This window comes from Geodermatophilus sp. SYSU D00663 (assembly GCF_054050655.1).
The window spans coordinates 31,523-53,833 of record NZ_JBJGZT010000019.1; the positions used below are offsets into that span (position 1 = coordinate 31,523).

The 22,311-nt window shown below is 76.0% G+C and carries 24 protein-coding genes; 11 read left to right on the top strand and 13 right to left on the bottom strand.

Features of this window, described 5'->3' with window-relative positions; all coding sequences use genetic code 11:
* The first annotated feature begins 32 nt into the window (after positions 1-32).
* The 7 genes from ACI79Z_RS15420 to ACI79Z_RS15450 all read left to right on the top strand — a co-directional run bounded on the left by ACI79Z_RS15420 (position 33) and on the right by ACI79Z_RS15450 (position 4,514).
* Complete coding sequence (locus tag ACI79Z_RS15420) at positions 33-701, top strand: TetR/AcrR family transcriptional regulator (protein WP_387991984.1); 669 nt, start codon at positions 33-35, stop codon at positions 699-701.
* Positions 702-769: 68 nt separating this feature from the next.
* On the top strand, positions 770-1,195 hold the full coding sequence (locus ACI79Z_RS15425) for a hypothetical protein (RefSeq protein ID WP_456903131.1): 426 nt from the start codon (positions 770-772) through the stop codon (positions 1,193-1,195).
* A gap of 46 nt (positions 1,196-1,241) precedes the next feature.
* Positions 1,242-1,427 carry a hypothetical protein gene (locus ACI79Z_RS15430; protein ID WP_387991978.1) on the top strand — a complete coding sequence of 62 codons (186 nt, stop codon included), beginning with the start codon at positions 1,242-1,244 and terminating at the stop codon, positions 1,425-1,427.
* Positions 1,428-1,497: 70 nt separating this feature from the next.
* The gene (locus ACI79Z_RS15435) at positions 1,498-1,926 is read left to right on the top strand and encodes a lipopolysaccharide assembly protein LapA domain-containing protein (protein WP_387991975.1); all 429 of its coding nucleotides are present in this window, start codon (positions 1,498-1,500) and stop codon (positions 1,924-1,926) included.
* Between the two features lie 147 nt (positions 1,927-2,073).
* Positions 2,074-3,918: an acyl-CoA dehydrogenase gene (locus ACI79Z_RS15440; protein WP_456903132.1), complete on the top strand. Its 1,845-nt coding sequence runs from the start codon at positions 2,074-2,076 to the stop codon at positions 3,916-3,918.
* 153 nt (positions 3,919-4,071) lie between these two features.
* Entirely contained in the window at positions 4,072-4,323 is a 252-nt protein-coding gene (locus ACI79Z_RS15445; RefSeq protein WP_456903133.1) for a hypothetical protein, read from the top strand.
* Complete coding sequence (locus tag ACI79Z_RS15450) at positions 4,323-4,514, top strand: hypothetical protein (RefSeq protein WP_387991967.1); 192 nt, start codon at positions 4,323-4,325, stop codon at positions 4,512-4,514. Before ACI79Z_RS15445 ends, ACI79Z_RS15450 begins: the two co-directional genes overlap by 1 nt.
* A 19-nt stretch (positions 4,515-4,533) precedes the next feature.
* Here the strand turns inward: ACI79Z_RS15450 and ACI79Z_RS15455 are convergent, their stop codons facing one another.
* The 5 genes from ACI79Z_RS15455 to ACI79Z_RS15475 all read right to left on the bottom strand — a co-directional run bounded on the left by ACI79Z_RS15455 (position 4,534) and on the right by ACI79Z_RS15475 (position 9,705).
* The gene (locus ACI79Z_RS15455; RefSeq protein ID WP_387991964.1) at positions 4,534-5,139 is read right to left on the bottom strand and encodes a response regulator; all 606 of its coding nucleotides are present in this window, start codon (positions 5,137-5,139) and stop codon (positions 4,534-4,536) included.
* Complete coding sequence (locus ACI79Z_RS15460) at positions 5,136-6,341, bottom strand: sensor histidine kinase (protein WP_456903134.1); 1,206 nt, start codon at positions 6,339-6,341, stop codon at positions 5,136-5,138. The genes ACI79Z_RS15455 and ACI79Z_RS15460 overlap by 4 nt, the downstream gene beginning before the upstream one ends.
* A gap of 41 nt (positions 6,342-6,382) precedes the next feature.
* On the bottom strand, positions 6,383-7,183 hold the full coding sequence (locus tag ACI79Z_RS15465; protein ID WP_456903135.1) for an ABC transporter permease: 801 nt from the start codon (positions 7,181-7,183) through the stop codon (positions 6,383-6,385).
* Positions 7,184-7,208: 25 nt separating this feature from the next.
* Entirely contained in the window at positions 7,209-8,159 is a 951-nt protein-coding gene (locus ACI79Z_RS15470; RefSeq protein ID WP_456903136.1) for an ABC transporter ATP-binding protein, read from the bottom strand.
* Positions 8,160-8,334: 175 nt separating this feature from the next.
* A complete protein-coding gene (locus tag ACI79Z_RS15475) occupies positions 8,335-9,705 on the bottom strand; it encodes an MFS transporter (RefSeq protein ID WP_456903137.1) in 1,371 nt (456 codons plus the stop codon).
* Positions 9,706-9,944: 239 nt separating this feature from the next.
* Between ACI79Z_RS15475 and ACI79Z_RS15480 the strand changes: the two genes are divergently transcribed.
* Positions 9,945-10,697, top strand: a complete 753-nt coding sequence (locus ACI79Z_RS15480) for a 3-hydroxybutyrate dehydrogenase (protein ID WP_456903138.1) — start codon at positions 9,945-9,947, stop codon at positions 10,695-10,697.
* 17 nt (positions 10,698-10,714) lie between these two features.
* Positions 10,715-12,667 (top strand): helix-turn-helix domain-containing protein, encoded by a 1,953-nt coding sequence (locus tag ACI79Z_RS15485; RefSeq protein ID WP_456903164.1) that lies wholly within the window; start codon positions 10,715-10,717, stop codon positions 12,665-12,667.
* On the opposite strand, the gene ACI79Z_RS15490 is transcribed toward ACI79Z_RS15485, so the two are convergent.
* On the bottom strand, positions 12,657-12,878 hold the full coding sequence (locus ACI79Z_RS15490; RefSeq protein ID WP_456903139.1) for a hypothetical protein: 222 nt from the start codon (positions 12,876-12,878) through the stop codon (positions 12,657-12,659). The genes ACI79Z_RS15485 and ACI79Z_RS15490 overlap by 11 nt on opposite strands.
* Before the next feature lie 48 nt (positions 12,879-12,926).
* On the opposite strand from ACI79Z_RS15490, the gene ACI79Z_RS15495 reads away from it, so the two are divergent.
* Complete coding sequence (locus tag ACI79Z_RS15495) at positions 12,927-13,805, top strand: 3-methyladenine DNA glycosylase (protein ID WP_456903140.1); 879 nt, start codon at positions 12,927-12,929, stop codon at positions 13,803-13,805.
* 86 nt (positions 13,806-13,891) lie between these two features.
* On the opposite strand, the gene ACI79Z_RS15500 is transcribed toward ACI79Z_RS15495, so the two are convergent.
* Genes ACI79Z_RS15500 through ACI79Z_RS15520 form a run of 5 tightly spaced genes read right to left on the bottom strand, consistent with a single transcriptional unit; the run spans position 13,892 to position 18,782 of the window.
* Complete coding sequence (locus tag ACI79Z_RS15500; protein WP_456903141.1) at positions 13,892-15,040, bottom strand: branched-chain amino acid ABC transporter permease; 1,149 nt, start codon at positions 15,038-15,040, stop codon at positions 13,892-13,894.
* On the bottom strand, positions 15,037-15,921 hold the full coding sequence (locus ACI79Z_RS15505) for a branched-chain amino acid ABC transporter permease (RefSeq protein ID WP_456903142.1): 885 nt from the start codon (positions 15,919-15,921) through the stop codon (positions 15,037-15,039). The genes ACI79Z_RS15500 and ACI79Z_RS15505 overlap by 4 nt, the downstream gene beginning before the upstream one ends.
* Positions 15,918-16,739: an ABC transporter ATP-binding protein gene (locus ACI79Z_RS15510; RefSeq protein ID WP_387991934.1), complete on the bottom strand. Its 822-nt coding sequence runs from the start codon at positions 16,737-16,739 to the stop codon at positions 15,918-15,920. The genes ACI79Z_RS15505 and ACI79Z_RS15510 overlap by 4 nt, the downstream gene beginning before the upstream one ends.
* Positions 16,736-17,533, bottom strand: coding sequence for an ABC transporter ATP-binding protein (locus ACI79Z_RS15515; RefSeq protein ID WP_456903143.1), 798 nt, complete (start codon positions 17,531-17,533; stop codon positions 16,736-16,738). The genes ACI79Z_RS15510 and ACI79Z_RS15515 overlap by 4 nt, the downstream gene beginning before the upstream one ends.
* Positions 17,534-17,561: 28 nt before the next feature.
* Positions 17,562-18,782, bottom strand: a complete 1,221-nt coding sequence (locus tag ACI79Z_RS15520) for a substrate-binding domain-containing protein (protein WP_387991928.1) — start codon at positions 18,780-18,782, stop codon at positions 17,562-17,564.
* Between the two features lie 201 nt (positions 18,783-18,983).
* Between ACI79Z_RS15520 and ACI79Z_RS15525 the strand changes: the two genes are divergently transcribed.
* On the top strand, positions 18,984-19,823 hold the full coding sequence (locus ACI79Z_RS15525; protein ID WP_387991925.1) for a tyrosine-protein phosphatase: 840 nt from the start codon (positions 18,984-18,986) through the stop codon (positions 19,821-19,823).
* 53 nt (positions 19,824-19,876) lie between these two features.
* Here the strand turns inward: ACI79Z_RS15525 and ACI79Z_RS15530 are convergent, their stop codons facing one another.
* The gene (locus tag ACI79Z_RS15530) at positions 19,877-21,967 is read right to left on the bottom strand and encodes a diguanylate cyclase domain-containing protein (protein ID WP_456903144.1); all 2,091 of its coding nucleotides are present in this window, start codon (positions 21,965-21,967) and stop codon (positions 19,877-19,879) included.
* A gap of 157 nt (positions 21,968-22,124) precedes the next feature.
* Complete coding sequence (locus ACI79Z_RS15535; RefSeq protein ID WP_387991919.1) at positions 22,125-22,277, bottom strand: hypothetical protein; 153 nt, start codon at positions 22,275-22,277, stop codon at positions 22,125-22,127.
* Positions 22,278-22,311: the final 34 nt, after the last annotated feature.

Consider the following 22,311-nt stretch of genomic DNA (forward strand, 5'->3'; position numbering starts at 1 on the left):
GATCCGTCACGGCAGGCGGCACGATCCACCGCGTGACCGCCGCCGCCCTCTCCTTCGCCGACGCCGACGCCGACAGCCCCGCCCCGGTCCGCCGCAGCCGCGCGGAGCGGGAGGCGATCGTCCTCGACACCGCGGAGCGGCTGTTCTCCGCCCGCAGCTCGCGCAGCGTCGGCATGGACGAGCTCGTCCGCGAGACGGGCCTGGGCAAGATGACCGTCTACCGGCTGTTCAAGAGCAAGGACGAGCTGGTCGGCGCCTACCTGGCCCGCAAGGCGGCCACGGTGCTCGGGCACGTCGACGAGCTCCTGCTGCTGCACGAGCACGACCCGCGCGCCGCGCTGCTCGCCGTCGTCGAGTACGTCGACGCCGACGTCACCCGCGCCGGCTTCCGCGGCTGCCCGTTCACCAACGTCAGCAGCGAGTACGACGACCCGGCGCACCCGGCCCGCAGCGCGGCCGCCGACTACAAGTTCGAGCTGCACGCCCGCCTCGAGCGGCTGGCCGAGCAGGTCGCGCCCGGCTTCGGCGAGGACCTCGCCGCCCAGGTCCACCTGATCATCGACGGCATGTACCTCTCCGGCGGCCTGCTCGGCCCCGACGGCCCGGCCGCCCACGGGCGCGCGCTGGCCGAGCAGCTCACGGACCTCGCGGTCGCCGCCTCCGCCGCGGTTCCCGCCGGGCCGGTCGCCGTCCCCGCCTGACCCGGCGCCCGGCGGGGAGCCGCACCACTCGCCGGGCGGGCCCGGCCCCGGGCCCGCAGGATGGGCCGGTGACCGTGGACCGCAGCCGCCCCGACCTGGACGACACGACCGTCGAGGGCCTCGGCAGGCTCTCCGAGGCGCTGGAGACGATCGAGCAGGCCCGGGGCCAGCTCTACGGCTTCCACCAGCACTCCGGCAAGGCGGACCTGCTCCTGCAGGAGGCGGTGGAGCTGTTCCGGAAGGCCGGGCACACCGAGCTCGCCGACGACCTCGACCGCGACCTCGTGGGCCGCAACGTCATCGCCGACCGGTGGACCTTCCAGATCGTCGAGGACTACGACGCGAACTACTGGTCGGTGTTCCGCGCCTTCGACGAGCGGGCCCGCGAGGAGCTGGCCGACGGCGACCGGCACGTGTTCGAGGCGCGCATGAAGCAGCGCGAGCGCACCGCCGGGCACCCCGCGCACGAGGCCGGCCCCGCGCTCGACGACTGACGCCGTCCGGTCGCCGCCCGCCCGCCGGGGCCGCAGACTCGGGCGGGTGAGCACCCGCGAGCAGAAGATGCCCGAGCCGGACGAGCCCCGCTCCGTCGGCCCGCTGGGCAGCAGCACGTCCGGCCCGCCGGCGCCCGACTCCGACGGCCCCGAGGCGACCGGCCCGGCCGACGGCGCCGCCGGCCCGTCCTGGCCGCCGGCGGAGACCGAGCCGGCCGCGCACCGGGACTGAGGCCCCGCTCCCCGAGCGGAACCCCGGGGTCCGCGGTTTGAGGGAGCCGTCCCGCGGACAGTCCGTGATCATGACTGCTCCCGGTTCGCCCGCCGACCCCCGGTACCCCACGTCCGGCACGTCCGCGCCCGGCAGCGACCCGCTCGCCGGCGGCTACGGCACCCCGTCGACGTCCGCCGGCGGCTACGGCACCCCGTCGACGTCCGCCGGCGGCTCCCCCGCCGGCACCTCCCCCGCGACGCCCCGCCCCTCCGGGCCGTCGCGCGCCGGGGCGGCCGGCCGCACCGTCGGCCGCGGCCTCGCCCTCGGCCTGCTGCTGTTCGTCACCGTCCTGCTGGTGCTGTTCGTCGTGTTCAACGGCCAGACGGTGCAGATCAGCCTCGTCTTCGGTGACGTGCAGGCGCCGCTGGTGGTGGCGCTGCTCATCGCCGCGGCGCTCGGGGCGCTCGTCGCGTCGCTGGCCGGCCTCGTGCTGCGCGCCCGCCGCCGCAACCGCTGACCCCTGCCCGGGACGCGCCTGACCCCTGCGGGCGTGTCCCGGGCCGCGGCCTTGCTCCTGGTTACCCGCCGGTAATAACGTTCGTTACCGGCGAGTAGGCACCCCTGCCCGCCGTCCCCCCGGTACGGAGCAACGGAGCCAGACCGCATGAGCCACTACACCGCGAACCTGCGGGACCTCGAGTTCAACCTGTTCGAGTTCCTCGACACCAAGGACCGGTTCGGCACCGGCCCGTTCGCGCAGATGGACGCCGAGACCGCGCGCGGCGTGCTCGCCGAGATCCGGCGGCTGGCCGAGGGTCCGATCGCCGAGAGCTTCGCCGACGCCGACCGCAACCCGCCGGTGTTCGACCCGGCCACGCACTCGGTGACGCTGCCGGAGAGCTTCAAGCGCTCGGTGCGGGCCATCGAGGACGGCGAGTGGTACCGCCTGGACCTGCCCGAGGAGCTCGGCGGCTTCGGCGCCCCGCACGCGCTGACCTGGGGCGCGTTCGAGATGGTGCTCGGCGCCAACCCCGCCGTGTTCATGTACGGCGCGTGGGCCGCCTTCGCCGCCGTCCTGCACGAGCTCGGCAACGCCGAGCAGAAGCGGCTCGCCGAGCTGATGATCGAGCACCGGTGGGGCGCCACCATGGTGCTCACCGAGCCGGACGCCGGCTCCGACGTGGGCGCCGGCCGGACGAAGGCCGTGCAGCAGCCCGACGGCTCGTGGCACGTCACCGGCGTGAAGCGGTTCATCACCTCCGCCGAGCACGACCTGTCCGACAACATCGTCCACCTGGTGCTCGCCCGCCCCGAGGGCGCGAAGCCCGGCACCAAGGGCCTGTCGCTGTTCGTCGTCCCGAAGTTCCACGTCGACCTCGGGACCGGCGCGCTCGGTGAGCGGAACGGCGTGTACGTGACCAACGTCGAGAAGAAGATGGGCCTCAAGGTCTCCACGACCTGCGAGCTCACCTTCGGCGACGGGCCGGTCCCGGCCAGGGGCTGGCTGGTCGGTGACGTGCACGACGGCATCGCGCAGATGTTCAAGGTCATCGAGCACGCCCGCATGTTCGTGGGCACCAAGGCGATCGCCACCCTGTCGGCGGGCTACCAGCAGGCGCTGGCCTTCGCCAAGGAGCGGGTGCAGGGCGCCGACCTCACCGCGACGTCGAAGGACGCCCCCCGGGTGACCATCACCCACCACCCCGACGTGCGCCGCTCGCTGATGCTGCAGAAGGCCTACGCCGAGGGCATGCGGGCGCTGTACCTGTACACGGCGAGCTTCCGCGACCGGGTCACCGAGGCCGAGGCCGCCGGCACCGCCGACGGCGAGGAGGCGAGGCTCGCCGCCCGCGTCAACGACCTGCTGCTGCCGGTGGTCAAGGGCTTCGGCTCCGAGCGGGCCACCCAGCTGCTCACACAGGAGTCGCTGCAGACCCTGGGCGGCTCGGGCTACCTGCAGGACTACCCGATCGAGCAGTACATCCGGGACTCCAAGATCGACACCCTCTACGAGGGCACGACGGCGATCCAGGGCCAGGACTTCTTCTTCCGGAAGGTCGTCAAGGACGGCGGCGTCGCGCTGACCTGGCTGGCCTCGCAGATCCAGGCCACCATCGACGCCGAAGCCGGCAACGGCCGGCTCAAGGAGGAGCGGGCGCACCTCGCGACCGCCCTCGGCGAGGTCCAGGCGATGCTCGCCGCCATGTTCGGGCAGCTCACCGGCGCCCAGGAGGACGTGACCAGGCTCTACGAGGTCGGCCAGAACACCAGCCGGCTGCTGCTGGCCGTCGGCGACCTGGTCACCGCGTGGCTGCTGGTCCGCCAGTCCGAGGTGGCGCTGGCCGCCCTGGCCGGCGAGGTGAGCGGGAAGGACCGCCTGTTCTACGAGGGCAAGCTCGCCGCCACCCGCTTCTTCACCACCCAGGTGCTGCCGCGCCTGGCCGGCGAGCGCGCCATCGTCGAGGCCACCGACAACGCGCTCATGGAGGTCCCCGAGGGCGCGTTCTAGGAGGACCCCCTCCCCCCACGCCCCGCACGCCCGGCGCCGGGCCCGGCGGGGTGGCCGTTCCAGGACCTCACCGCGGCCCGCGGCCGTCGTCCGTTTCGCGGGGGCGACGGCGGGCATGGCCTCCCGCGACAGCGCCGTCGGACAGGAGGCACCATGACCGACCCGCAGGGCAGCGACCGCATCCAGCAGGGCGTCCCGACCGCGTCGGGCTCGGGCGACAACAGCAGCACCGGGACCGGCTTCGACGACGTCCCCCTCACCCGCGACGAGGCCCTCGAGCGGGACGCCGCCTCCGGCGACGACCTGCCGGCACGCGCCGACAGCGACGTCGCCCGGGCCCGGACGGACGGCCCGTCCGGCGAGGTCCCGGGACCCACGTCCCGTTCCGGAGGGAGATCGGACTGATGAGCGAGACCGAGCACACCGGCTACCGCGAGTCCCCGGACACCACCGACGGCCCGACCGCGAGCAACATGGTCGACGGCGTCCCCGGCGAGGACCGGTCCGACGGCGGCGAGCAGGACACGACCCTCACCACCGACGACGACGCCCAGCGGGATGACTCCGTGGTGCGCGGCGGCAACGAGGCCAGCTGATCCCGGCCGCGGCGGCGGGCTAGATCCAGCCGTGGCGGCGGGCGACCTCCACGGCGGCGTGCCGGTTGGCCGCGCCGAGCTTGCCCGCGGCCGACGACAGGTGGTTGCGCACCGTCCCGGGTGACAGGTGGGCGCGGGCGGCGATCTCCTCGACGGGAGCGCCGCCCGCGGCCAGCTCCAGGACGTCGGCCTCGCGCGGCGTGAGCGGGCTGTCGCCGGCGCTGATGGCCTCCGCGGCCAGCTCCGGGTCGACGTAGCGGCCGCCGCGCGCCACCGTCCGGACGACGTCGGTGAGCACCGGCGCCGCCACGGTCTTGGGCAGGAAGCCGCGCACGCCCGCCGCCAGCGCCCGCTTGAGGTGCCCCGCGCGCCCGTGCCCGGTGACGATGACCGACGCGCAGCCGGGCACCAGCGACCCCAGCCGGGCGGCGACGGTGATGCCGTCGAGGTCGGGCATCTGCAGGTCCAGGACGGCGACGTCGGGGGCGTGCGCCCGCGCCATGGCCAGCGCCTCGTCGCCGGAGGCGGCCTGCGCGACCACCTCCAGGTCGTCCTCCAGCGCCAGCAGCGCCGCCAGCGCCGAGCGGATGAGGTTCTCGTCGTCGGCGAGCAGCACCCGGATCACCGCACCTCCTCCACCGCCCGGGCGGGCACCCGGGCCTCGACGACGAACCGGTCCCCGTGCCGCCCCGCGGACAGCCGGCCGGAGGCGGCCGCCAGCCGCTCGGACAGCCCGCGCAGTCCGTTGCCCCAGCCGGCGCCGGCCCGGCCGGCGCCGTCGTTCTCCACCCTCAGCCGCACCGGGTCCCCGGCCGTCAGCGTGACCGTGCACTCGGCCGCGGAGCTGTGTCGCAGGACGTTGGTGACCGCCTCGCGCACCACCCAGCCCAGCGCCGCCTGCACCGGCTCGGGCAGGGCGGCGCCGTGCTCCTCGCCGTGCACCGTGCAGGCGATGCCGGCCGCCCGCAGCACGGAGCGGGCGCCGGCCAGCTCGCCGGCCAGGTCGGTGCTGCGGTAGCCGCGGACGACGTCGCGGACCTCGCGCAGCGACCGCTCGGCGATCCGGCTGATGTCCGCGACCTCGTCGGCCGCCTCGGGCCGCTGCCGCCGCACCAGCTCCCCGGCCAGCTGGCTCTTCACCGCGATCGCCGAGAGGTCGCGGCCCATGACGTCGTGCAGGTCGCGGGCGAAGCGCAGCCGCTCCTCGGCGACGGCGAGCTGCAGCTGCACGCCGCGGCTGCGCTCCATCGCGACGACGACGTCGAGCACCCACACGGAGAAGCGGAAGGCGAGCACGAGGCCCGTGACGGCAACCGCGAACGTCACCGCGAGCACCAGCGCGGCCGGCCAGACCTCCCCCGACGCCAGCGCCAGCGCGCCGACGCCCAGCCCGACGACGGCCGCGGCGCGGGCCAGCGCCCGCGACGTCCACACCGGGGAGACCGCGGTGAGCAGCATCGCCGGGGGCAGCACCACCAGCCACCGGCCCTCGGGGTCGGCGCCCGCGCCGACGGTCGCGGCCACGCCGAGGGCGGTGGCGAGCGCCGCGGCCGCCGCGGCGGCGACCAGCGGGCGGCCGGGCAGCGGGCGCTGCGTCGCGCGGGCGGCCAGCCCGGCCCGCGCGAGCAGCACCGTGGTGACGGCGACGAGCACCGAGCCGGCCAGGTACAGCCGCGCGGTCCCGGTGTCGCCGAGACCCGCACCGGCGACGACCAGCAGCGCCCACGCCGGCGTCAGGCCGAGCCAGGCGTAGAACGACCAGCGGGTGTAGAGGTCCAGGCGCTGGGGGTCCGAGCGGTCCCGCCACCAGCGCGCGACGGTCGGCACGGCGCCCATGCTGCCGTACCGACCGCCGGGGGCCGCGTCGCTCACCTGCGGGGCGCCCACCGGAAGACCCGGGGCGCCACGGCGGCGGCGACGGCGATCCAGGCCGCGAGGACCAGCAGCGGCTGGGGCGCGGCGGCCCAGGCGCCGGCCCAGTCGACCGACCGGCCGTCCCACGTCTGCCCGGCCAGGCCCAGCCGGGCGAGCTCGACGACCGGCTCGATCGGGGTCAGCCGCACCACCTGCGCGACCTGCTCGGGGAAGGCGGTCAGCGGCACGACGATGCCGGAGGTGATCGAGGCGAGCACCACCAGCGGCAGCGTGGTGATCTGCGCACTCTCGGCGGTGCGGGTGAACGAGGTGCTCGCCGCGGCCAGCAGCGTCATCAGGAGCATCCCGCCGAGCAGGGCCACCAGGGGCAGGACGACGTCGGTCGGAGCCGACCACTCCCCGATCACGGCGGTGCCGGCCAGCACGAGGACCACCTGCGCGAGGGTCACCAGCAGGGTGGGGACGGCGGTGCCCAGCAGCACCTCGCCGGGGGTGAGCTCGCCGCTGCGCATCCGCTGCAGCACCAGCTCCTCGCGGCGGGCGACGTAGGTGGTCACCAGGTTGTAGTAGGTGAGGAAGACCAGGGTCACGGCGAACGCGGTGACGACCAGGCGCGGGCCCAGCGGCCCGTCGCCGCCGAGCCCGGCCACGGGCACGAACGCGACGAGGAACAGCGGCAGCAGCAGCGAGTTGACGACGGCGGTGCGGTTGCGCAGCAGCAGCCGGGTCTCGGCGCCGGCGAGCGCGGCGACCCGCTGCAGGCGGGACGGGGCGGGCGCGGTGGTGGCGGTCATCGGGGGCTCCTCCCGGATCGCGCGGTCAGGACGGGTCGGCGCCGTCGGCGACGGCGAGGAAGGCCTGCTCGAGCGAGGCGGCGCGGGCCTGCAGGTCGCCGAGGACCAGCCCGTGCTCGTCGGCCCAGGCCAGCAGGCGGGTGAGGACGGGCTGCAGCGCGCGGGTGTGCAGCACGACCCGCGGCGTCGTCGCCACGACCTCGGCGCCGGCGACGGCCGGCAGCCCGGGGGCCGCCGCCGGCAGGGTGAAGCGGACCGTGGCGGGCCGGGTGGCGGCGATCTCGGCCGCGGTGCCGGAGAGGACGATCCGGCCGGCCCGCATGACCGCGATCCGGTCGGCGAGCTCCTCGGCCTCCTCGAGGTGGTGCGTGGTGAGCACGACCGCGGCGCCCCCGGCCACGCGACGGCGGACCAGCTCCCACACCGTGCGGCGGCTCTCGGGGTCCAGCCCCGTGGTGGGCTCGTCGAGGACGACGACGCGCGGCGAACCGAGCAGCGCCAGCGTGAGGTCGAGCCGGCGCCGCTCGCCGCCGGAGAGGCTGCGCACGCGGACGTCGGCGCGGCCGGTCAGGCCGACCTGCTCCAGGGCCTCGGCCACCGGCCGGGGTCCGGTGAGCGTGGCCGCCCAGGTCGCCACCGTCTCGCGGACGGTGAGGTCGGCGGGCAGGCCGCTGGACTGCAGCAGCACGCCGAGGTGCGGGCGGACGGCGGCGCGGTCGGCCACCGGGTCGGCGCCGAGCACCCGGACGGTGCCGCCCGAGGCCGGGGCCAGGCCCTCGAGCACCTCCAGCGCGGAGGTCTTGCCGGCGCCGTTGACGCCGAGCAGGGCGAACACCTCGCCGGGGTGGACCTCGAAGCTGATGCCGCGGACGGCCTCGACGGCGCCGTAGCGGCGGCGCAGGTCGGTGACCTCGACGGCGGGAGCGCCGGCGTCCCCGCGGGTGCGGACGTCGGCGCGCGGGTGGGTGAGCTGCACGGGGCCTCCTCCTCGCGCCCCGCCGGCTCCTGGTCGGCCGGTCCTCCGGGGCACGTCCCCACGCTGCCGCCGGATCGGGCCCGGCACAGGTGCCGTCCCTCACGACCTGGGCCCGCAGACGCACGGGGCACCCCTGACACGTGTCAGGGGTGCCCCGTGGCGGGAGCGGCCGCGGCTACACCCGGGCGCCCGCCCGGTCCGCCGTCGTCCCGACGGCGTCGTCCGCGGCCAGGTCGCGGACGCGGGTCTCGCCGTAGGCGAGGACCGCCACGAGCGTGACGACGGCGCAGGCGGCCAGGTAGACGGCCACGCGGGTCGGGCTCGGGTCGTCGAAGCTGCCGAGCAGGGCGACCGCGATCAGCGGCGCGGGCGCGCCGGCGACCAGGGACGCCAGCTGGGCGCCGATGGAGACGCCGGTGTAGCGGGCCTTGGTGCCGAACAGCTCGGCGAAGAAGGCCGCCTGCGGGCCGTACATGGCGCCGTGGAACAGCAGCCCGACGATCAGCGCCAGCACGACGAGCGCGAAGCTCCCGGTGTCGAACAGGCCGAACAGGACGAAGCCCCAGATGCCGGTGCCGGCGGCGCCGAGGAGGTACACCGGCCGCCGGCCGACGCGGTCGGACAGCGCGCCCCACATCGGGATCGTCACCAGGTGCACCGCGGACGCGACGAGCAGCGCGTTCAGGGCGAACGAGGCGTCCAGGCCGAGCGCCTTGGTGAGGTAGGCCGTGGTGAACGCCGTGAGGATGTAGAAGGCGACGTTCTCGGCGATGCGGGCGCCCATGGCGACGAGCACCTCGCGCTTGTAGCGCTTGAGGACGACGGTGATCGGCGCCTGCTCGGCCGCGCCGGTCTCCCGGGCCTTCTCCTCGGCGGCGCGCTGGGCCTCGAGGAACACCGGTGACTCGCTGACCGCCAGCCGCACCCACAGGCCGACCAGGATGAGCACGGCCGAGAGCAGGAACGGGATGCGCCAGCCCCAGGACTCGAAGGCCGCGTCGGACTGGACGGCAGCCAGCACCGCGAGCACGGCGGTGGAGAGGAGCTGGCCGGCGGGCGCCCCGGCCTGCGGCCAGGAGGCCCAGAAGCCGCGGTTCTCGGGCCGGCCGTGCTCGGAGACGATGAGGACCGCACCCCCCCACTCGCCGCCGAGGGCGAAGCCCTGCACCAGGCGGAGGAACACCAGCAGCAGCGGGGCGAGCGCGCCGACCGTGGCGTAGGTCGGCAGCAGGCCGATGGCGAAGGTCGCGCCGCCCATCATGAGCAGCGAGACGACCAGCAGCTTCTTGCGCCCGACGCGGTCGCCGAAGTGGCCGAAGACCAGCGCGCCGATCGGGCGGGCCGCGAAGCCGATGGCGTAGGTGCCGAAGGCCAGCAGCACGCCGGCGAAGTCGGATGAGTCGGGGAAGAACAGCGGGCCGAAGACGAGCGCGGCGGCCGAGCCGTAGAGGAAGAAGTCGTACCACTCGACGGTGGTGCCGATGATGCTCGCACCGACGACGCGGCCGAAGCTCCGTCTCCGGTGGGTCTGGGCGGGTGCGGACACGCGGTTCTCCTCGGTGGACGGATCCGGACCCGACCGACGCTAGGAAGCGCGCGGGGGCCTGCCCATGTGCCGGAGGCCAGTTCTGTGAACCAGGTCATGTGGTCCGCGGACATGTCCCGCGGCGGGACCGTGCCCCGACCGGCCGGGACACCCGGTGTGGGCGGCACCCACCACCGGCGCCGCAGGTGTGTGTGCCGCCGCCGTGGGAGGGGCCGCACCCGCGGCCTAGCGTCGCCGCCATGAGCGCGAAGGACCTCGAGGGACGGCGGGCGATGGTGACCGGCGGGGGGTCGGGCATCGGCCGGGCGGTCGCCGCCCGGCTGGCCGAGGCCGGTGCCGCGGTGGTCGTCGTCGACCGGGACGGCGCGGCGGCCGAGGAGGTGGCCCGCACCGTGGGCGGCACCGCCGTCGCCGTCGACCTCTCCGACCTGGCCGCCGTCGACGCGCTCGACCTCGACGTCGACGTGCTGGTCAACAACGCCGGGTTCCAGCACGTCGCGCCGCTGCACGAGTTCCCCGTCGAGGTCTTCTCCACCATCCAGCGGCTGATGGTCGAGGCGCCGTTCCGGCTGGTGCGCGGCGCGCTGCCGCACATGTACCGGCGGGGCTGGGGCCGGGTGGTCAACGTCAGCTCGGTGCACGGGCACCGGGCGTCGCCGTTCAAGTCCGCCTACGTCACCGCCAAGCACGCGCTCGAGGGCCTGTCGAAGGTGGTGGCGCTTGAGGGTGCACCGCACGGGGTCACCTCCAACTGCGTCGCCCCGGCCTACGTGCGGACGCCGCTGGTCGAGGGGCAGATCGCCGACCAGGCCCGCAGCCACGGGATCTCCGAGGACGAGGTCGTCGAGCGGGTCATGCTCGCGCCGGCGGCGCTCAAGCGGCTGATCGAGCCGGCCGAGGTCGCCGACGCCGTCGCCTGGCTCTGCTCCCCCGCCGCGGCCTCGGTCACCGGCACCTCGCTGCTCATGGACGGCGGGTGGACCGCCCACTGATCGCCCGGCCGGTGACAATGCCGGTCGTGGCCCGGACCGCAGCACCGCCCGCCGACGGCCCCGGCCGCACGTCCCGGGTCCCCTCGGCGGCCGCCGAGTACCTGCAGATGGTCCTCGACGACGCCGCGGCCATCGAGTACGAGGGCCCGCTGGTGCGCGCCCGGACCGCGGGCGCCGATCCCGCCACGCTGGCCGAGCTGGAGCGGGTCCGGCTCCTGGCGCTGCAGGTGCGCGCCGCCTTCGCCGCCCGCCGCCGCCGCGAGTCGGAGCTGTCGGCGCTGTTCGACACCGCGAGCGACCTCGCCACGCTGCGCGGCGTCGACTCGGTGCTCACCGCGATCGTCCGCCGCGCCCGGCAGCTGCTGGGCACCGACGTCTCGTACCTGACGCTCAACGACGACGCCCACGGCGACACCTACATGCGGGTCACCGACGGCTCGGTGTCCGCGCGCTTCCAGGCGCTGCGGCTGCCGATGGGCGAGGGGCTGGGCGGGCTCGTGGCCCAGAGGGCCGCGCCCTACGCGACGGCGAGCTACTTCGACGACGCCCGGTTCCACCACACCGACGACATCAACGGCGGCGTCCGCGAGGAGGGCCTGGTCGCCATCCTCGGCGTGCCGCTGATCCGCGGGTCGCAGGTGATCGGGGTGCTCTACGCCGCCGACCGCGCCGAGCGGACCTTCGACCGGTCCGAGGTGGCGCTGCTCGGCTCGCTGGCCGCGCACGCGGCGATCGCGCTGGACAACGCGCGGCTGCTGGAGGAGACCCGGGCCGCCCTGGAGGAGCTGTCGGCGGCCACCCGGGAGCTGCGGGAGCACACCGAGTCGGTGGAGCGGGCCGCGGGCGCGCACGACCGGTTCATCGACGTCGTGCTCCGCGGGGGCGGCGTCGAGGGCGTGGCCGCGGCCGTGACCGACGCGCTGGGCGGCCGGATCACCGTGCTCGACGAGGAGGGCCGCCCGTCGCCCGCCGCCGACGGCGGCGCCCTCCCGCCCGACCCCGCCGGCGCGCTGGCGCTGGCCCGCTCCACCGGCCGCACGGTGCGCGACGGCGACTGGTGGACGGCGGCGGTGACCGTGGACAGCGACCTGCTCGGCGGGCTGGTGCTGCAGCGCGAGGGCGACCTGTCCGACGCCGACCAGCGCATCCTCGAGCGCGCCGCGCTGGTCACCGCGCTGCTGCTGCTCATCCGGCGGACCGCCGGCGAGGCCGAGGGCCGGGTGCGCGGCGAGCTGCTCGACGAGCTGCTGACCGTGCCGCTGCGCGACCCCGACGGCCTGCGCGAGCGCGCCCGCCGGCTGGGCACCGACCTGGACCGGCCGGCGTCGGTCGTCGTCGTCCGGGTGGAGGAGCGCTGCCGCGGCCGGGCGCTGGCCGCCGCCGCGCACCTCGCCGCCACCCGCGGCGGGCTCGCCGGGGCCCGCGACGGCCGCGTCGTCCTGTGCCTGCCCGACCTCGCGCCGGGGACGGCGGCGGCGCTGGTGCGCCGGGAGGTCGCCGCGGCGGTCGGGCGGCCGGTCACCGCCGGGGGCGCCGGGCCCGCACCCGGTCCGGCCGCCGTGGCCGGCGCCTGGGCCGAGGCCGGGCGGTGCGCCTCGACGCTGGAGGCGCTGGGCCGCACCGGGGAGTCGGCGAGCGCGGACGAGCTGGGCTTCGTCGGCCTGCTGGTGGGCGAGGGCCGTGACGTGCCCGGCTTCGTGCAGGCGACGCTGGCACCGGTGCTCGACTACGACGCCCGTCGCGGCACCGACCTGGTGGCCACGCTGCGCGCGTGGTTCGACACCGGCGGCTCCCCCGCGCGGGCGGCCGAGGTGCTCAACGTGCACGTCAACACGGTCACCCAGCGGCTGGACCGGGTGGGCCGGCTGCTGGGCCGCGACTGGTCGGCGCCGGAGCGGGCGCTGGAGGTGCAGCTGGCGCTGCGGCTGCACCGGCTGACCGCCGCCGAGGGCGCAGCGGTCAGCCCATGACGCCCGGCGGGACGATGCTGTCGATCCCGACGTCCCGGCGCCGGCCGCAGCGCCGGCAGACCTCGTGGCCGGGGCCGCGCAGCCGCTCGTCGTCGGGGTGCCGCTGCACGTAGGCGTGCAGTCCCAGGCGGCAGAGCAGGGGCTTCGGGGTGGTCCGCGCGTCGCCGGCCATGGCGATCGCCTCCCTCGTCGCGAACCCCCAGGCTGGCACCGTCGCGTCCCCGGCCGGCGGGTCCGAGGTCCCTCCTACCCTGGTCCGGTGACCGCCGTCCTCCCCTGCCTGCCGGCGGCCGAGTGGACGGCGCGGGCGGCCGCGCACGCCGCGCGCGTGGAGCGGTGGACGGCGCCGCACCGCGAGCGCCGCCGTCGGGGCGAGGAGCACCCGGTGCTGGACTTCCTGTTCACCTACTACTCGGAGACGCCGTCGCGGCTGCGCCGGTGGCACCCGGGCCCGGGCGTCGCGCTGGCGCCGTCGGCGGAGGGACCGGCGCCGCACGCCGCCTGGCGCTGGTACGCGACCGGCGACGACGGCGCGGTGCGGCTCGACGTCGCCGCCTGGCTGGCCGACCGGGCGCCGACCGTCCGCTTCGTGCGGGACCTGCTCGCCGCCACCGCGTCCCGGCCGGCGCAGACCGGCTGCTTCGGGCTGCACGAGTGGGCGATGGTGCACCGCGCCGACGAGCGGCGGCACGCGGTCCCGCTGCGGCTGGGGCAGGCGGGCACCGACGCCGTGGTGGAGGCGCACGCGATCCGGTGCAGCCACTTCGACGCGTTCCGGTTCTTCACGCCGTCCGCCGTCGGGCTCAACCGGCTGCAGCCGACACGGGAGACGCAGGTCGCGATGGAGCAGCCGGGCTGCCTGCACGCGACGATGGACCTCTACAAGTGGGCCTACAAGCTCTCCCCCGCGGTGCCCGGCGAGCTGGTGGCCGACTGCTTCGAGCTCGCCGTCGAGGTGCGGGAGCTGGACATGCGGGCCTCGCCCTACGACCTGGCCGACCGCGGCTACGCGCCGGTGCGGATCGAGACGGCCGAGGGCAAGGCGGAGTACGTGGCCGCGCAGCGGGGGTTCGCCGGGCGCGCGGCCCCGCTGCGGCGGCGGCTGGTCGAGGTCTGCGACGCGCTGCTGGCGTCCTAGCTCACCGCAGCGCGTCCTGGCTCACGGTCGACGGTGAGCCAGGACGCGGCATGATCAGGTCAGCTGATCGTGCTGCGGATCCCGCGTCAGACGCCGTCGCGGGGGCCGGCCGCGCCGACGCCCACCCCGCGGGACGCCGTCTCGCGCAGCTGCTCGACCACCCGGCCCGGCGGCGGGGTCCCCCCACCGGTGGGCGCCGAGGGACGGCGGCCCGAGCGGCGCTCGCGCAGCCGGGCGACCAGGCCCGCGATGCCGCCCGGCACGAAGAACACGACCACCACGAACAGCGCCCCGAGCAGGAACAGCGGCTCCGACAGCGGCACCCGCAGCCAGGCCGGCAGGTCCTGCACGGCGGGCGAGGAGGCGAGGTCGGTGAGCCGGCTGTCGAGGTAGGTGTAGAGGACGCCGCCGAGCACCGCGCCCCACCGACTGCCCGCCCCGCCGAGCACCACCATGACCAGCAGGCCGAGGGTGAAGTCGGCGGTCGTCGTCCGGGGCGTGGAGCCGCCGAGCAGCAGCAGGTGCACCACCCCGCCGAGCGCGGCCAGCAGGCCGGCGAGGACGAAGACGACCAGCTTGAACGAGTAGGGCCGCAGGCCCAGCACCTCGACCCGGCGCTCGTTCTCCCGGATCGCCTGCCACACCCGCCCGGCTCGCGAGCCGGTCACCCACGCGACGACGACGTAGACGACGGCGAGGTAGGCCAGCGCCAGCCAGTACAGGTTGACGGTGTTGAGGACGCCGACGAACGCGTCGGGCACGTTCGAGCGGTCCAGCGCCAGGCCCTCCTCGCCGCCGGTCAGGCCGCCGGGGTCGCGCAGGACGACGATCGACCCGACCTGCGCCATGGCCAGCGTGACCATGGAGAAGGCGATGCCCGACACCCGCAGCGCCACCCCGCCGACCAGCAGGGGCAGCGCGATGCCGACCACGGTGGTCAGCGCGAGCGCCGCGCCCAGGCCCCAGCCGAGCTCGGTCAGCGCCAGGTTGGCCACGTACGTGCCGGCCGCGAAGTAGAGCGCGTGCCCGAACGACAGCAGCCCGGTGAACCCGAACAGCAGGTCGTAGGACAGCGCCACCCCGCCGAAGACCAGGCACAGCGCCAGCAGCTGGAGGGTGCCGGGGCTGTTGAGGACGCCGTCGAAGAGGCCCGGGACCTGCAGCGTGGAGTACGGCAGGACCGCCAGGACGACGAGGACGACCAGCGGCGCCAGCCGCGTCAGGTTCCGGCTCATGCCACCCTCGCAGTCAGCCCGCCGGGGCGGGTCAGCAGGACGACGGCGAGCAGCAGGACGACCGACAGGTCCCCCACCCCGCTGGCCGCGTAGTAGTTGGCGAACTGCTGCACCAGCCCGACGAGGACCGCCGCCACCGCGGCGCCGGTGATCGAGCTCATCCCGCCGATGACGACGACGATGAAGGCGAAGATCAGCAGCGAGGTGCCCTGGCCCGGCGAGATCGAGCCGAGGTAGACGCCGCCGAGGGCGCCGGCCAGCGCGGCGAACGCGCCGCCGATGGCGAAGACCAGGGTGAACGCCCGCCGCACGTCGATGCCGAGCGCGGTCACCATCGACCGGTTCTCCACGCCGGCGCGGATGACCAGGCCGAAGCGGGTGTAGCGGAGGAAGGCCAGCACGGCGAGCAGCACGACGACGGCGCTGCCGATGAGCAGGAAGCGGTCGTTGGGCACGCTGGCGCCGAGCACCGACGTCGTGTCCTTGGCCCAGGCCGGCGCGGGGAAGGGCCGCGGGTCGGCGCCCCAGATCGCCCGCACCAGCGCGACCAGGGCCAGGCTCAGCCCCACGGTGACCAGCACCTGCTCGATGTGCCGCTCGTAGAGCGGGCGGATCAGCAGCAGCTCGATCAGCGCCGCGACGACCGTGCCGACGGCGACCCCGAAGCCGACCGCGAGCGCGAAGCCCCACCCGCCGGACCCGGCGCCGGGCAGGTTCTCCGAGGCCCACCAGGTGCCGTAGGCGCCGATGGTGAGGAAGGCGCCGTGGGCGAAGTTGAGCACGCCCATCAGCCCGAAGATCAGCGAGAGCCCGGAGGCGACGAGGAAGTACAGCGCCGCGAGCCCGAGGCCCGTGACGGTCAGCAGCACGATGGTGCTCACGCGCCGGCCTCGCCGGCGCTCGTCCGGTGCACGCGCACCCGTGGCTCTGTCCCCGGTGGGCTCGCGAGCTCGCCCACTGCGTGCGCACCCCCGCTCGAGGCGACGCCGAGCAGCTCGCGGGTGCGGTCGGCGTCGGCCAGCAGCTCCGGCGCCGACCCGCTCCACACCGCGCGCCCCTGGTCGACGACGACGGCGTCGGTGGCCATGCGGCGCACCACGGACAGGTTCTGCTCGACGAGCAGCACCGTCACCTCCTCGGCGGCGCGGGCGAGCACGTCGGCGACCTCGGCGACCAGCAGCGGCGCCAGGCCCTTGGTCGGCTCGTCGACGAGCAGCAGCTGGTTGTCGTTGAGCAGCAGCCGGGCGATGGCCACCATCTGCTGCTGGCCGCCCGAGAGGGTCCCGGCCAGCTGGCGGCTGCGCTTCGCGAGCTCCGGGAACAGCTCGTACACGCGGTCGTGGTGGTGCGCGGAGTCGCGCCGCTCGGCCAGCGTGAGGTTCTCGGCCACGGTCAGCCCGCCGAAGACCTCGCGGTCCTCGGGCGCGTAGCCGACGCCGAGCCGGACGACGTCGTGGGTGCGCCGGCCCGACAGCCGGTGCACGCGGCCGGCGGCGTCGGTGAGCTCGATGCGGCCGGTCGAGGGCACCAGGCCGAGCACCGACTTCACCGTCGTCGTCTTGCCCGCGCCGTTGCGGCCGAGCAGGGCCGTCACCCCGCCGCGGCGGACGGTGAGGTCGACCCCCTGCAGGATGTGCGATCCGGACAGCCGGACGTGCACGTCGGAGAGCCGGAGCAGCACCGGCCGGTCGGCGGTCACAGCTGGTCCCCCAGGTAGGCCTCCTGGACGACGGGGTCGGCGGTGACCCGTGCCGGGGTGTCCAGGGCGAGCAGCGCGCCGTGGTGCATGACGGCGACCCGGTCGGCGAGGCCGAGCAGGACGTCCATGTGGTGCTCGACCATGAGCACCGTCCGACCCTCCTCGCGGTGCACGTCGGCGATGACCTGGGTGAGGCCGGCGACCTCCCCGGTGCTGACGCCGGCCATCGGCTCGTCGAGCAGCACGACGGCGGGGTCGGTGGCCAGCAGGATCGCCAGTTCCAGCTTGCGCTTGTCGCCGTGGGAGAGGGACCCGGCGAGCGCGTCGCCGCGGGCGGCGAGGCCCACCCGGCCCAGCGCCCGCTCGGCCACCTCGAACGCCCGGTCCGAGGGGCGCACCCGCTGCCAGGGCCGCAGGCTGCCGCCGAGCCGGGCCTGCGCCGCCAGGCGCACGTTCTCCCGGACGCCGAGGCCCGCGAACACCGACGAGGACTGGAAGGTCCGGCCCAGTCCCAGGCGGGCCCGCGCGGCCGGGCGGGCGCGGGTGATGTCGGTGCCGTCCAGGGTGATCGTGCCGGCGGTGACCGGCAGCAGCCCGGAGAGCAGGTTGAACAGGGAGGTCTTGCCCGCCCCGTTGGGCCCGATGACGGCGACGAACTCGCCAGGGGCGACGTCGAGGGAGACGTCGGAGACGATGACCGCGCCGCCGATCGCGCAGGTCAGGCCGGCCACCCGGAGCACCGGCTCGCCCGCGGGGCGGGCGGCCGGTGCCGGGGCGGGGAGGGAGGTGGTCACTGCCCGGTCCTCGGGAGGAGCGCCCGGGTCAGGAGGTGGCGACCGGCGGCGCGGTGGCCTCCGGGTCGAGGGTCTCGACGAGCACCGGGACCAGCTCGTCGCCCTGCTGCTCCAGGCGGGCCTGGAACATCGGCTGCAGGAGCGCGTGGTCCTCCTCGCGGATGGTCAGCTCGCCCTTGACGCCGTCGAACTGCCAGCCCTCGAGTGCCTCGACCATGGCGCCGACGTCGTCGCCGCCCTCCTGGAGCGCGTGCACGACCATCTGCGCGGCGGTGAAGCCGTCCGGGGTGAACAGGTCGACCGTGCCGCCGGCCTCCTCGACCCGCTCGGTCATCGCCTGGCTGACCTCGTTGTCGACGGCCTCGGCGAAGAAGTGCGACAGGTAGTCGATCTGCGTGGCCTGCGCGCCGTAGGTGGCGTAGCTGGCGCGGATGTCCAGGCCGGTGACGACGGTGGTGGAGTCGAGCACGCCCTGCTGGCCCATCGCCTGCCACATGGCCGGCGCGGTCTCCCCGGCCCAGGCGACGAAGACCAGGTCGGCGCCGGCGTCGCGGGCCTGGGAGGCGAACGGCGTGAAGTCGGTGGCGCTGGCCGGCACCAGCAGCGGGGTGACCGTGGCCCCGGCCTCGCCGAGGACGGCGGTGACGGCGCCGACGTTGGCCTGGCCGAAGGCGCTGTCCTGGGCGAAGACCAGCACGGTCTTGCCCTGCGCGTCGCCGATGAACGACTGCGCGGTGAGGATGTCCTGGTAGGTCTGCCGGCCCGACCGGAAGGTGTTGTCGTTGACGCCGGTCACCGCGTCGGTGGCGGCCGGCCCGGAGATGAACAGGACGTCGTTCTGCTCGGCCAGCGGCGCGACCTGGGTGGCCACGCCCGAGGCGGTGGACCCGGCGAGCACCTGCACGCCCTGGCCGATGAGGTCGGTGGCCTCGGCGACGGCCTTGGCGGGGTCGCCGGCGTCGTCGCGCTCGACGATCTCGATCGGCCGGCCGTCGACCTCGCCGGTGCCGTCAGTGGCGTAGTCCAGGCCGGCCTCGAAGCCCTGCAGGTACTGCTCGCCGTAGGTGGCCAGCGGCCCGGTGGAGGAGAAGACGAGCCCGACCCGGATCGGCTCGCCCTCGCCGCCGCCGTCCCCGCCGCTCCCGCCCGACGAGGCGGCGGTGGGGCTGCCGCAGGCGGCGACCGACAGGGCCAGCGCGGCGCCCGTGGCGAGGACGGCGGTCCGGGACCGGTGGCGGGGACGCGACATGGCGAGCTCCTCGGTGTGTGCGGCGGTGCACGGTTGCTGCTCCGGACGGTCCCGTCCGGCGTGGTCTGGACCACACCGTAGGGAGCCCGTCACGGACTGCCCAGGTCGGTGACCTCCACAGCCACACCCGTCCCTGTGGTGAGCGAGCACACCTCTCCGGGCGGCACGGGACGTTCACCACGGGCCCGTACCGTCGGACGGGTGACCTCGACCTCCGATGACGTGCGCACCGACCGCTGGCTGCGGCTCGACGGGACGACGAACACGCGCGACCTGGGCGGCCTGCCCACCACCGACGGCGGCGTGACGGCGTTCGGCCGCGTGCTGCGCAGCGACAACCTGCAGACCCTCAGCGACGAGGACGTGCGGCGGCTGCTCGAGGACCTGCGCCTGAGCGACGTGATCGACCTGCGCACCACCGCCGAGGTGCTGCTCGAGGGCCGCGGCCCGCTGCGCGCGGTCGCCGAGGTCACGCACCGGCACCTCAGCCTGCTGCCCGAGCGGGGCCACCACACCGACGTGTTCGCCGTCGAGGAGGACGAGGTCCCCGACCTGCCGGCCGACTGGGCCGAGACGGTGCTGCCGCGGCAGACCACCGAGGCCGACGAGGTCGAGCCGCCGGCGGTGCGCTCCTACCTCGGCTACCTGCACCACCGCCCGGAGAACGTGCTGGCGGCGCTGCGGGCGATCGTGGCCAGCGACGGCGCGGCGGTCGTGCACTGCGCCGCGGGCAAGGACCGCACCGGCGTCGTCGCCATGTTCTGCCTGGCCGTGGCCGGGGTGTCCGACGAGGAGATCGTCGCCGACTACGCGCTGACCGCCGAGGTCATCGAGGCACTGGTGGCGAAGCTGCGCCGGTCGCCGACGTACGCCGACGACATGACCCGCCGCGACGTCGCCAGCCACACGCCGCGGGCGGCGACCATGCGCCGGCTGCTGGAGATCCTGGGCGAGCGGCACGGCGGGCCGCTGGGCTGGCTCGACGAGCACGGCTTCGGCGCCGCCGAGCAGGCCGCGCTGCGCGCGAAGCTCCGCGACTGAGGGAGGCCCCGCCGCCCCGCGGAGGGGCCGAGGTGCTCGCCGGACGAGGCCGCCTAGTCCGCCGACCGCGGGGCCGGGGCCGCCGGGCGGTCGCGGTGCTTGTGCCGGTACATGGCCGCGTCGGCCTCCTGCAGCAGCCGCTCGGCGTCGCCGCCGGGGCCGGTGTGCACGGCGACGCCGGTGCTCGTGCCGACCGCCGCGGGGACGCCGTCGAGACGGAACGGCTCGGTGAAGGCCGCCGCCACCCGGCGCACGACGGCGTCGGCGTCGGCCGGTGCGGCCAGCCGGGGCAGCAGGACGGCGAACTCGTCGCCGCTGAGCCGGCCGACGGTGTCGCCGGGGCGCACCGCGGCCCGCAGCCGGGCCGACACCTGGCGCAGCAGCTCGTCACCGGCGGCGTGGCCGAGGGTGTCGTTGACCGCCTTGAACCGGTCGAGGTCGCAGAACAGCACGCCGACGGAGCCGGTGGGGGCGACGGCGGCCAGCGCCGCGGCCAGCCGGTCGCGGAAGAGGACCCGGTTGGGCAGCCCGGTGAGCGCGTCGTGGGTGGCCTGGTGCCGGACGGTCTCCAGCAGCCGGGCCTTCTGCAGCGCGGTGGACGCCTGGTCGCCGACACCGCGCAGCCGGGCGAGGACGTCGGCGTCGAGGGCCTGGCTGACCTCGCCGTCGGCCCAGCTGGCGGTGACCACGCCGAGGAAGGTGGTGCCGGCGAGCAGCGGGACGGCGACGACGTCGGTGAGGTGCATCGCGGCGAGCAGGTCGCGCATCGGGGCGCTGGCGCCGGTCGCGCCGATCACGCGGGGCTCCCGGTCGGTGAGGATGCCGAAGACCTCGGGCACGTCCCCGGCCCGCAGGGCCGCCGACCGCAGGACCTCCTCCTGCTCCGGGGACAGCCCGGCGCAGGACTCCGCCCGCAGCACGCCGCCGGCCGGGTCCCAGAGCAGGACGCCGGAGCTGCCGCAGCCGACGATGCCGGGCAGGGCCTCGGCGACGACGGCGCACACCTCCGTCGCCTCACCGGCCTGGGCCAGGCCGTGCGCCAGCTCCAGGAGGGCGCCGGCCCGGCGGGCCTCCAGCCGGCTGTCCTCGAGGGCCAGCACGAGGTCGAGGGCGGCCGCGGCGTGGCCGGCGTAGGCGGCGAGCATGGCCCGCTCGTCGCCGAGGCCGCCGTCGCCGGGGCGGTGGAGGGCGGCCAGCCGGCCGTGGGTCCGGCGGGCGGAGGCGACATCGACGGTCACCGCGCCGGGGCCCAGGTCCGCGCCGGCGAGCAGCCGCGCGACCAGCGGCGGCACCTCGGCGGGCGCCAGGCCCGAGCTGTGCACGAGCGGGGCGCCGCCGCGCGGGGAGGAGACGGCGAGCAGGTAGGCGGGGGCGAGGACGGCGGCCGCCGCGCGCTCCACGATCCGCCGCAGGACGGTCTCGAGGTCCCCGCCCTCGACCAGGTCGGTGGCCGCCGACTGCAGGCTGCGGACCTGCTGGCGCAGCGCGACGAGCTCGGGGTCGGCCGCGTCCGCGCCGCGGCGCCGGCGCGGCCACCGGCCGCGGCGCTCCCAGGTCAGGTGGTAGACGCAGGCCTCGCCGCCGGAGGACTCGCACTCCTCGTGGACGACGGCGGCCGGGGCCAGGCCGAAGATGGTCGGCACCATGCTGATCAGCCCGCGCGCGTAGTCGCAGTCCAGCCGCGAGTGGGCGTAGCCCTCGTGCAGCCGGTAGCGCAGCGTCGCGGACGTGGCGTCGGAGCGCACCACCTCCATCGTCGAGGTGGTGGTGAAGTTGGCGACCGCGCGCGGCAGCCGGGCGAACACCTGCCGCGGTGAGCCCATGGCCCGCACGAGGACGACGACGCTCGGGTTCATGCCGGTCCGCAGGGACTCCGCCCCGATGCGGAACATCACGCCGGGGTCGCCCAGCACCTCGGTGGCCGCGGTGAACAGGCGGATGCGGGTGTCGTAGCTGGTCCAGGTGGAGGGCCGGGACAGCTCGTCGGCCGTGAACGGCACGCCCGCGCGGCGCAGGACCTCCTCGGCCGCGTCGTCGCCGGCGTGCTGGCGGACGAAGGCGAGGACCAGCCCGGTGGTCGCACCCGACGTCTCACGGGCCTCCACCGGGGGAACGGGCCCGTCCGCGGGTCCTGCTGCGCTCACGCCGGGACGATCGGCACCCGGGGCCGCCGGGTTGAGTGGGACGGCGCGGTCCCGGACGCCGCTCCCCCGTCCGGGGGTGCCCCGGACAGCAGTCGGCCCCGGGCTGCGGAGGCAGACCGGGGCCGTGCGGGTACGCCGCGGGGGAGCGGCCGGGCGCTCAGAGGCCGCGCGTGTGGAACGAGTTGCTGTTGGCCATGGTGAGCAGCTCGTCGCGCATCGCCGGGCTGCTGCTGCGGGCGAGGGCCCGGTCGATGGCCCGCCGCGTGCGAGCCGCCTGCCGACGCTGCCGCCAGGTGGTCCCGATGGACATGTCCGTGTCTCCTCTTCGGTGCTCTCGTCGTCGT